The following is a 3,198-nucleotide window of genomic DNA, read 5'->3' as shown; positions in this document are numbered from 1 at the left end:
GTACGAAGCCGGCGCGGTGGATTATGTCTCCGTGCCGGTGGTGCCGGAGGTTCTGCGTGCGAAGGTCAAGGTCTTCACCGAGCTCTACCGGACGAACCGGCAGCTCGAGCGCCTCAATACCGAGTTGGAACGACGCGTGGCAGAGCGGACCGCACAGCTGGAAGCGTCGTCCGCGGAACTGCAGTCATTGAACGAACAATTGGAGAGCCGCATCGAAGAGCGCACCCGCGAACGGGAAGAAGCGCTGGCCCAATTGTTCGAGGCTCAGAAGCTCGACACCATCGGGCAACTCACCGGTGGCGTCGCGCACGATTTCAATAATCTCCTGATGGCGGCGCTCGGCAGCCTCCATCTGCTCCAAAAGCGGCTGCCGCATGAAGAGCGCATAGACAAGCTCTTCAACAATGCGATCCAGGCCCTCGACCGAGGCGCTGCTCTGACGCAGCGCCTGCTCGCCTTCGCACGGCGCCAGGAGCTGAAGCCCCAGGCAATCGACATTCCCGCCATCGTGGTCGRCACGGGGGATTTGCTGCAACGAGCGATCGGCCCTGGGATCGAGTTCGTCCGGGAGTTGCCCAAGGCGCTGCCTTTAGTGCTCGTCGATGCCAACCAACTGGAACTCGCCCTGCTCAATCTCGTCGTCAATGCGCGCGACGCGATGCCGAACGGAGGTAAGCTAACGATCACCGCCGAAGCCTCGGTCGTCTCATCCGACAATCCGCAAACGGAACTCGCGCCTGGACCCTATGTCTGCATCCGGGTCTGCGACACCGGTTCCGGCATGGACGAGCTAACTCTGCAGAAGGCAGCGGACCCGTTCTTCACCACCAAAGGGCCCGGCAAGGGTACGGGGCTCGGCCTCTCGATGATCAAAGGCTTGGCCGCACAGTCGGGAGGCATGCTGGCGCTGTCGAGCCGTGTCGGTATGGGGACAAGCGCAACTTTGTGGCTACCCGTTGCAAGTGAGGCTGAGACGTCCGCATCGCTTGCGAAGGCCGAAGAGGCGGCTCGCCCGCTGGAGCAGCCGTCGGCTTCCCGCGTCATTCTCCTGGTCGACGACGACCCGTTGGTGAGCATGGGTACGGCAGCAATGCTGGAGGATCTCGGTCATACGGTCGTTGAGGTGAACTCGGGCGCTAAGGCCTTGGACGCGTTGTTGGAGAATGAGCGCATCGACCTCGTCATCACGGATCATTCGATGCCTGGGATGACCGGCGCAGAGCTGGCGCGAAGAATTCGGGCCTCTCGGCCGGAACTGCCTATCATTCTGGCTTCGGGCTATGCCGAGATTCCGGATAATGAAGGCCTCGAGGATCTTCTCCGCCTGGGTAAGCCGTTCGCGCAAAGCCAGCTGACCTCCGCCATTGAACGCTGTCCGCCGCCCGGTTGATTAGCTTTCTCCAAGCCAACGCCGGCGCTATTTGTGCGGTCCGACGCGAAGGCCGAGCTGAATGAAGTCCCAATCGTGCCATACTCATGGCTTTGATGGGGCGCCGGCGGCGCGACCCGAGCACGGCGTGAATTGCCCCGGATCGCTGACAGGCCGGTCGCCTGGAAGGCCGCCGCGCCGCGTTCCGGTGGGGCTATCGGCGTTGGTCGAATTTAGGACGAACGCCGAGCGCGCGATTGGCGCGCGGCACTCCGAAGCTTTCTGATGAAAGGGCTCGCTGGAGCCTGTCCCGCTGGTTGCTGAAATCGCCGACTGCTTCCCGCGCAGGGAGTAACGCCTAACGCCGTTCGGCAGCGTGGTTTCCACCGCCATCTGCACGACGCGGCGGCGATCGGTGGTCGAGGATTTCGTGTACCGCGGTGTTTCCCGGGGTAAGACGATTGGCTCTCTCGAGCGGTAGTCGGGCACGGTGAGCACGTCACGACGCGCCAGCATGCCCTCGTCATGGGAAATTGGGTGACTCTGCTCGTGGCGCATCCCAACCAACTTCAGCGCACGCGACAGTTCCAGCGACGAGCTGTGCAACGATCAGTATCACGTCGTTCGACGGCATCGACCGTCATTGGTTGACTCGGCTCTCTCCCCCTTTAAGTCGAGCACGTCTGATAACGGGACAAGAACGGGCCAATCGATCAATGATCAATCGTTGGTAGGGAGGCTGGTTTTGCGGGTTTCCCGAGCGCGTTCTACGGATCTCGCCGCCCTACGTGCGGCACGCAATTCTTGGATTGTCGGCTGCCACCATCCGCGTTGAAAGGCATTCGTTGTGGTCGGGCGTCGCGCAGGCCACGCCCTGATAAGCTCTTCATGCGTCGGACGCCGCCACAACGCCCAGACTAGAACGTCGAACAGTTCGGAACTCCAAGCGTAATGCCGAGCGGCAGTTTCCGCTGGCACGATTTCCCCTGTCACTTCAAGGACGACGAGCGGTCCCTCATGGGACATCAGCACTCGGTCCGGCGGCGGAAGTTCAGTTGCAGGAACGGGATAGCGGCGGCGGCGCCGCTCGGCTGCCGTGGCCTTCGCCTCCTCGTAGTCAGGCGCGGATCTCGCTGCCTCCCGTCGCTGCCTTCGTGCTTCTGGCTCGCTGCGTTGCGCGGCAGCTTCGATCGCGGGCCATCTCCTGCGAAGCTCGTCAACCGACCGATATGGAACCTGCCAAGCCTTGTCCTCGCCGTTCCACCAGGCCCATGGCACAGCGCGCAACTCGTCGACAATCGTTCGCGAGAACGGTGTGCGCACGATCATCTCATCGGCGGCCTGCAAATAGGGACTAACGATCGGCTCGAACGAGAAGGAATCGCGGCCGCGCTCGTCGGCTGGGGCGAAAGCACGCGGGAGTTCGCGAGCGAACCACCGTTCCGCGCGACGCATCGCCGTCGTTCCGGGCAGCCGCCAAGCCGCCAAGTGCTCGCTCCAGCGTGCTCGCGGAAAGGCCCGCCGAAAGCGCTCCACGGCTGCGGCGTCGAACGGGAAGGACACGATGGCGCCCGGACCTTCTTCATCGTCACGGATTTGGATGTCATTGTGCTCGCGCGCAGCCATCGGCCTATCGTCCCGCAGCCCCCGACGATGGCTCCGGCCCGGCCAAGTTGGCAAAAGCCGGGATGAGAGCTATTCGATGAACCGCACGGTCGTGCCGGGCCTGACGATTTGGGCCAGTTCTTCTGCGTCCCAATTCGTAAGCCGGACACAGCCATGCGATGACGCCTTGCTGATCCTCGAAGGTTCCGGCGTGCCGTGAATGC

4 protein-coding genes are annotated in these 3,198 nt (G+C 62.9%); 1 reads left to right on the top strand and 3 read right to left on the bottom strand.

What is annotated here, in order from left to right; all coding sequences use genetic code 11:
• A partial coding sequence (locus tag AC1DVA_RS27165) for a response regulator (RefSeq protein WP_476807954.1) occupies positions 1 to 1,390 on the top strand: 1,390 nt, incomplete at its 5' end.
• 84 nt (positions 1,391 to 1,474) lie between these two features.
• Here AC1DVA_RS27165 and AC1DVA_RS27160 read toward each other — a convergent pair.
• The 3 genes from AC1DVA_RS27160 to AC1DVA_RS27150 form a co-directional block, all read right to left on the bottom strand.
• A complete protein-coding gene (locus AC1DVA_RS27160; RefSeq protein ID WP_476807953.1) occupies positions 1,475 to 1,975 on the bottom strand; it encodes a hypothetical protein in 501 nt (166 codons plus the stop codon).
• 114 nt (positions 1,976 to 2,089) lie between these two features.
• Positions 2,090 to 2,995 (bottom strand): hypothetical protein, encoded by a 906-nt coding sequence (locus AC1DVA_RS27155; protein ID WP_265055260.1) that lies wholly within the window; start codon positions 2,993 to 2,995, stop codon positions 2,090 to 2,092.
• 69 nt (positions 2,996 to 3,064) lie between these two features.
• The coding region (locus AC1DVA_RS27150) for a L,D-transpeptidase (RefSeq protein ID WP_476807955.1) at positions 3,065 to 3,198 on the bottom strand (134 nt) is incomplete at its 5' end.

It is taken from the genome of Allobosea sp. P4_C6 (assembly GCF_056402015.1).
The sequence above is the reverse complement of the archived record's forward strand: the minus strand, read 5'-3'. Positions and strand labels throughout refer to the sequence as shown.

What these genes read in the sequence shown, in the direction of transcription:
- AC1DVA_RS27155 (WP_265055260.1), bottom strand. Translation starts at nt 2,995, where the DNA reads ATGGCTGCGCGCGAGCACAATGACATCCAAATCCGTGACGATGAAGAA.